5 protein-coding genes are annotated in these 3,887 nt (G+C 65.3%); 3 read left to right on the plus strand and 2 right to left on the minus strand.

Features of this window, described 5'->3' with window-relative positions; genetic code table 11:
- Positions 1–789 (minus strand): aspartate carbamoyltransferase catalytic subunit (locus EOA33_RS27150; RefSeq protein WP_127407043.1); only part of this gene is annotated, 789 nt, incomplete at its 3' end.
- Positions 790–947: 158 nt separating this feature from the next.
- On the opposite strand from EOA33_RS27150, the gene EOA33_RS27155 reads away from it, so the two are divergent.
- From EOA33_RS27155 to EOA33_RS27165, 3 genes are all read left to right on the plus strand, one after another.
- On the plus strand, positions 948–2,576 hold the full coding sequence (locus tag EOA33_RS27155; RefSeq protein WP_127407044.1) for a DNA alkylation response protein: 1,629 nt from the start codon (positions 948–950) through the stop codon (positions 2,574–2,576).
- A 153-nt stretch (positions 2,577–2,729) separates the two neighbouring features.
- Positions 2,730–3,290 carry a hypothetical protein gene (locus tag EOA33_RS27160; protein ID WP_126059076.1) on the plus strand — a complete coding sequence of 187 codons (561 nt, stop codon included), beginning with the start codon at positions 2,730–2,732 and terminating at the stop codon, positions 3,288–3,290.
- Positions 3,290–3,616, plus strand: a complete 327-nt coding sequence (locus EOA33_RS27165; protein WP_126054687.1) for a DUF6105 family protein — start codon at positions 3,290–3,292, stop codon at positions 3,614–3,616. Before EOA33_RS27160 ends, EOA33_RS27165 begins: the two co-directional genes overlap by 1 nt.
- Here the strand turns inward: EOA33_RS27165 and ruvX are convergent.
- Positions 3,549–3,887, minus strand: a 339-nt coding sequence (ruvX, locus tag EOA33_RS27170) for a Holliday junction resolvase RuvX (protein ID WP_127407045.1), incomplete at its 5' end; no start/stop codon positions are given. The genes EOA33_RS27165 and ruvX overlap by 68 nt on opposite strands.

Below are 3,887 nucleotides of genomic sequence, written 5' to 3' on the forward strand. Positions count from 1 at the left end.
GTCCTTGGCCGCCTTGAGCTTCTCGGCATCGAGGCCGAAATAGCGGAAATACTCACGAATCGACGGCACGAAAGCGCCTTCCATGCGCTCGCGCTGCAGGCGCAGCATCATCACGACATCGGCGTCCTTGAGGCCTTCGGCCATCGAGCGGGCGACGATGACGCCCATCCTGTCGATGCCCGAGGGCAGCAGCGTCGAGGGCGCGACGACGCGCACCTGGGCACCGAGCGCATTGAGCAGCATGATGTTGGAGCGGGCGACGCGCGAATGCAGGATGTCGCCGCAGATCGCCACGATCAGCTTCGACAGCGGCCCCTTGGCGCGGCGGATGGTCAGGGCGTCAAGCAGCGCCTGCGTAGGATGCTCATGCGCGCCGTCGCCGGCATTGACGACGGAGCAGCCGACCTTCTGCGCCAGGAGTGCTGCCGCACCCGCCGACTGGTGACGGATGATCAAGATGTCCGGCCGCATGGCGTTGAGCGTCATCGCCGTGTCGATCAGCGTCTCGCCCTTCTTAACTGAGGAACTCGCCACCGACATGTTCATGACGTCGGCGCCGAGCCGCTTGCCGGCCAGTTCGAACGACGACTGCGTGCGGGTCGAGGCCTCGTAGAACAGGTTGATCTGGGTGCGGCCGCGCAGCGTCGAGGTTTTCTTCTCCGGCTGCCGCGAGATCGCGACGGCCCGGTCCGCCCGGTCGAGCAGCAGCTCGATATCGGCGGGGGAAAGATCGCGGATGCCCAGAAGATGGCGATGAGGGTAGAGCGGCAAGGACGAAGCGTCGGTCATCTCAAGGCGCTGCTATAGGGTGCGGTGTCCCCAGCCGCAAGCACCAGCTTTGGATTGCAGGCTTTCTCCCCGGTATTTTCGTCGTGCGCGCGGCAACGCTTGGGCTATAACCCGCCGAAGGCTTCGGATTCGTAGCTTTCGCAAGATAAGGACAGGGCGTGACCGACGACGTGACGAACCAGCCGCCGCCGCTGACGGGCGGCAACGCCTGGCGGGGCGATCCGTTGCTGATCCAGCTTGCCGAGCGCTTTTCTGAACCGGTGCGCAAGGACCTCGACGGGCTCGGCCGTTTCGTGCTGACGCAGGAAGCGCAGGAACTGGCCCGCCTCGCCAATGTCGAGACGCCGAAGCTCAAAACCCATGATCGCCAGGGCCGGCGCATCGATCTGGTCGAGTACCATCCCGCCTACCACGCCCTGATGCGCCGCTCGGTCGCCAACGGACTGCATTCCTCGGTCTGGGAAAACGGCGACGCCGAGATCGGCCGCCGTCATCAGGTGAGGGCGGCGCGCTTCTACATCACCGCCGAGTTGGAGACCGGGCACCTCTGCCCGATCACCATGACCAGCGCCTCGCTGGCGGCGCTGATGGCAAGCCCAAAACTGTTCCGCGAATGGGCGCCGCGCGTAACGACCCGCAAATACGACCAGAGCCAGAAGCCACCGGTCGAAAAGACCGGGCTCACCCTCGGCATGGGCATGACCGAGAAGCAGGGCGGCACCGATGTGCGCGCCAACGTGACAAGGGCCGAGCGGGCGGGCAGCGGATTCTATCGCCTGACCGGCCACAAATGGTTCATGTCGGCGCCGATGTCCGACGCCTTCCTGGTGCTCGGGCAGGCGCCGGAAGGGCTTTCCTGCTTCCTTGTTCCGCGCATCCTTGGCGACGGCTCCGGCAACGGTTTCCGCTTCCAGCGGCTGAAGGACAAGCTTGGCAATCGCTCCAATGCCTCCTCGGAAGTGGAGTTCGTCAACGCCATCGGCGAGATGGTTGGCGAGCCTGGCGCTGGCATCAAGACGATCATGGACATGGTGACGCTGACCAGGCTTGACTGCGCCGTCGCCTCATCGGCGATCATGCGGGCAGGGGTGGCCGAAGCCGTCCACCACGCCCGCCATCGACAGGTGTTCGGCGCCAATCTGGTTGACCAGCCGCTGATGCAGCGTGTGCTTGCCGATATGGCGCTCGACGTTGCCGCCGCCACCGCGCTGTCGTTTCGTCTGGCGCGCTCTTTCGACGAGGCGGCCAGCGATCGCGGCGAGGCGGCTTTCGCCCGCGCCATGACGCCGGTCGTCAAATACTGGGTCTGCAAGATCGCGCCGCCGCTGCTCTACGAAGCCATGGAATGCCTCGGCGGCAATGGCTATGTCGAAGAGGCGCCGCTCGCCCGCTACTACCGCGAGGCTCCGGTAAATGCGATCTGGGAAGGCTCCGGCAATGTCATGGCGCTTGACGTGCTGCGCGTGCTGGGCCGCGCGCCAGGCCTGTTCGAGGAGGTGCTGGCCGGCATCGACCGCGACCTCGGCGCAGGCGGCCGCGGCACCATTGGCGTGCTCAAGGCTGCCATGCAGGTGGCGGCGACCGACGAGGGCTCGGCGCGCCTGCTCACCGAGCAACTGGCGCTGTCGGCGGCGGCGGCCGAGCTTCGCCGGTTGGGGGCAGGGCGTATCGCAGACGCCTTCGTCGAGACGCGTCTCGCCGGCCAGTGGCGCAACACCTATGGCATGCTCGATTCGCGCCACGACGCCCGCATGATCGTCGACACGCTTTATCCGCCGGTGAACTGAGCGGACCTGTGCGGTCCCTTATCCCGGCCTGTGGATAGGCGTTAACCTTAATGAATGGTTTCCATTGCGGCGGCGGCCCGCAAGGCCCACTGTTCCCGTCGGAGCAAGGATTGGTTAACCATGTCGTTCCTTGCCCTGCAAAGCAGGAACGCCATGCGGCATGTATTGACCTCTTTTCTGGCCTTGCACTGGGCGATCGTTTTCGCCCTGCTGGCCTTTATCTGCATCGACGGCAATCGAGGTGTCGCGGCAGCCCTTGGCGTGCTTGGCCTTGAGGTGGAAAACGGCCGCATCACCGGCCTGGAAAACGCCGCCGTCGTGGCGCCGCTGTCGATCGCGCTGCTGGTTGTGGCGGTGCTGTTCTGCTGGGCCTTCGTCGAAACGCTGCTCAACATAGCGGCAAATCCCGACGCCACGGATGGTGTCGCGCGCATCGCCTTCATTTCCGCCTCCGGCGTGCTGTCGCTGGTTCTGGTCGGCGGCGCGGCGCAAGGCATCGACGGGCTGTTCATGGTCGTCGCCGTCCAACTGACGGCGCTGCTTGCTTCCTATGTCGCGGTGCTGGCCGAGCAGCGCTCGGCGCGGGTTGAGGCATTCGCGGCCGACAATGAATTCCGCGCGACCGCCCATGTCATGGCACGGGGCGCCGCGCACAGTTCGCTGCTGTCACGCATTTCCGGTCGTCCGGAAGCGAATTCGAGGGATGGCCGCTGATGCGTACCCTGTTCGCGCTCTGGGCCGCTCCGCTGCTCCTGTTCTGGGGCTGGTTCTTCTTGTCGCTCAACGACATGAATTTCGGCTACGTGATGCTGAGCCGCCCGCTGCATGACCTGGTGTTCCAGCTTTACGGCGAGATGCTGGGCATCGATCCCGCTCTGATTCCCGGCATGGTGGCGAAAGCCTGCGTCTTCGACAGCTTCCTGCTGATGGCGCTGTGGGCGTTCCGCCGCCGCCGCAACATCACCGCCTGGGTCAGGAATCGCTGGTCGGGTTCGGTTCCTCAAGTGACTGGAGCCGATCCAGCACTCCCTGCAGAATAAAGGCCGCCGCCGCCGAATCGATCTTGTCGGCGCGCTTCCTGCGCGAAAAATCCATCTCAATCAGCGTCCGCTCGGCCGCCACCGTCGACAACCTTTCGTCCCAGAGCACGAAGGGCAGGTCGGACAGGGACGCCATGTTGCGCACGAAAGCGCGCGATTTCTGGGCGCGCGGGCCTTCCGACCCGTCCATGTTGACGGGCAGGCCGAGCGCGATCGCGCCGACATTGTCCTTCTGCATCTGGGCGAGCAGCAGGGCCGCGTCGAGCGAGAA

The sequence above is a fragment of the Mesorhizobium sp. M4A.F.Ca.ET.050.02.1.1 genome (genome assembly GCF_003997725.1).
GTDB lineage: Bacteria > Pseudomonadota > Alphaproteobacteria > Rhizobiales > Rhizobiaceae > Mesorhizobium.

What these genes read in the sequence shown, in the direction of transcription:
- EOA33_RS27160 (WP_126059076.1), top strand. Translation starts at nt 2,730, where the DNA reads ATGCGGCATGTATTGACCTCTTTTCTGGCCTTGCACTGGGCGATCGTT.
- EOA33_RS27165 (WP_126054687.1), top strand. Translation starts at nt 3,290, where the DNA reads ATGCGTACCCTGTTCGCGCTCTGGGCCGCTCCGCTGCTCCTGTTCTGG.